Origin of the sequence: Devosia sp. (genome assembly GCF_017307565.1) — a bacterium.
Taxonomy (GTDB): Bacteria; Pseudomonadota; Alphaproteobacteria; order Rhizobiales; family Devosiaceae; genus Devosia.
Genome location: NZ_JAFKHD010000255.1, coordinates 1 through 1,316, shown reverse-complemented (window position 1 = coordinate 1,316; position 1,316 = coordinate 1). Strand labels below are relative to the sequence as shown.

Annotated in this window: 2 protein-coding genes; both read right to left on the bottom strand. The window is 66.6% G+C overall.

Annotation, left to right across the window (positions count from 1 at the left end):
- The coding region (locus tag J0I64_RS08285) for a TniB family NTP-binding protein (RefSeq protein ID WP_291407117.1) at nt 1–188 on the bottom strand (188 nt) is incomplete at its 3' end.
- A partial coding sequence (locus J0I64_RS08280; RefSeq protein WP_291407116.1) for a transposase family protein occupies nt 178–1,316 on the bottom strand: 1,139 nt, incomplete at its 5' end. The genes J0I64_RS08280 and J0I64_RS08285, both read right to left, overlap by 11 nt.

Sequence of the window (1,316 nt, the reverse complement as noted above, 5' to 3'; positions counted from 1 at the left end):
TAGATCGCGATGCTCGGCATCCGGGTGGTTCGCGGCCGGTCGAGCAGCTCGTCGAGCACCTCAAGTGATCGGCGAGCCCTCGGATAGGTGATCCAGCGCTCCTCGCGGATGGCGGTGATCCGCTCGCTGTCGGATCGGTCGAGGAGGCTTGCGGCGCTGGAGACGAGGTGGCCGTGCTCAAGGCTCATCCCACACGCTACCCTTCCCCGCGTCGTCGCGCGCGGGTCTGCTGGTATCGATCCCGCGCAGGCGGACGCCTGCCGCCGCTCGCTCCGATGAGCTCGGTCGCCGATCTGTGTTCCTGCGTGCCCGCGCGGATACACGGAGCGCTTGGTCCTCGATCGCACGCTGCTCGAGCACGGTCGAGAAGATCATGCGCTCATTGACTTCGCGACGGCCTTTCTCGTTCAGGGTCGCGATGGCCGCGTTCCGTTCCCATAGGGTGATTGCGGGGTTCGATAGCTCGCGATATCGCGCCTCCACGAAGTGACCGTTTGGACGGCGGACGAAGACGCGAGAAAGGTCACGCGGGTCATATCGCACGGCAAGCTTCCCGCGAACGCGCCCGACATCCTGGGCGAGCACGGGTGTCCAATAGCGGATGCCGAACAGGTGGATGCCGTCGCGCCGGAGCAAACGCGCCATCTCCGGCAGGAAGGATACCCAGAAATGCAGGCGGTCGCCCGGCAGTCGCGCCGGGACAGAGCCCATCATCTCCCGCCAAACGGCAATCGGCGGCCGGTGAAGCGCTGCATGCACCCTTTGATGGTATTTGCCGAGGATCTCCAGCAGCAGCCATCGCTCGAGCTCGCGCATGGTCATCGCGGCGCGGGCCCGGGGATCGGACGCCGGCCGGTCGGCGACGCTGCTTCCGGTGCTGCCGGGAAGCACGTGCACGGCGTTCATCTGCGTTCCGATCAGCCGCTCGATATGGCCGCCGTAATGGGGCGCGCCAGGCGGTCGCCACGACAGCCGGATGCCATATTCGCGGCAGCCGCGAGCAAAAGCGCGGCTCCGAAAGTCGGAACCGTTGTCAACGAGGATGGACGCAGGGAGACCCATCGCGGGCCAGGGAAAGTCGAGGCCGCGCGCTTCGAGGAACTCCGACTTCGGGAAGATCGCGTTCAGCAGGCACACGCCGACAGAGACGGCGGACGGTTCATGCAGCGCGAGATAGAAGCCGACGACCATTCGCGTATGGACGTCGATCGCGAGCGTCAGCCACGGCCGAACGGCGCCCATGCGCGACGCGGCCTCGGCGACGACCACATCGACCTTTGTGTGGTCGATCTGGACCACTTCGAGCGGGCGGGAGG